This window comes from Bradyrhizobium sp. 164, from assembly GCF_023073715.1.
Taxonomy (GTDB): Bacteria; Pseudomonadota; Alphaproteobacteria; order Rhizobiales; family Xanthobacteraceae; genus Bradyrhizobium.
The window spans coordinates 1-815 of the sequence record NZ_JADPKA010000080.1; the positions used below are offsets into that span (position 1 = coordinate 1).

Annotated in this window: 1 protein-coding gene; it reads left to right on the top strand. The window is 65.6% G+C overall.

Going from position 1 to position 815, the window contains the following annotated elements:
• The coding region (locus IVB01_RS24975; protein WP_247494945.1) for an efflux RND transporter periplasmic adaptor subunit at positions 1 to 815 on the top strand (815 nt) is incomplete at both ends.

Consider the following 815-nt stretch of genomic DNA (forward strand, 5'->3'; position numbering starts at 1 on the left):
CCGGTGCTGTGGTTCATCATCGTCGGCGCGCTTCTCGCCGCGCTCGTCGGTGGCCTCGTCTGGTTCAATTATTTCCGCGGCCAGATGATCAAGCAGTTCTTCGCCAACAACAAGCCGCCGCCGACCGCGGTAAGCGCGGCCGAGGCGAAGTCGGAGGTGGTGCCGAACCTGCTCACCGCGGTCGGCAGCCTTGTCGCCGTGCATCAGGTCGACGTCAGCGCCGATGTCAATGGCCGCGTCACCGAGATCAAGTTCGAGCCCGGTACGCGTGTCGAAGCCGGCACGCCGCTGGTGCAGCTGTTCGACGCACCGGAGCAGGGCGATCTCGCCAATTACAAGGCGCAGGCGACCGTCGCGCAGCTGTCGCTCGACCGCGCCAAGCAGCTGGCCTCGCGCCAGTTCGGCCCGCAGGCGACCGTCGATCAGGCTCAGGCTGCCTACGACCAGGCGCAGGCCGGCATCGCCAAGACCGAGGCGCTGATTTCGCAGAAGCTGGTCCGCGCGCCGTTCTCCGGCGATCTTGGCATGCGCAAGGTCGAGGTCGGACAATATCTGACGGCCGGCACGGCGATCGTCTCGCTGACCGACTTGTCCGAGCTGTGGGCCAACTTCACGGTGACGGAAAAGGACTCTGGCAGCCTGAAGGTCGGCCAGACTGTCCGGCTCAGGGTGGATGCCTATCCGGGCCGCACCTTCGAGGGCAAGATCACCACGATCGAGCCGCAGATCGCGACCGATACCCGCAACATCCGCGTGCAGGCGACCATCGCCAATCCGGAGAAGATCCTGAAGCCCGGCATGTTCGTCACCACCAC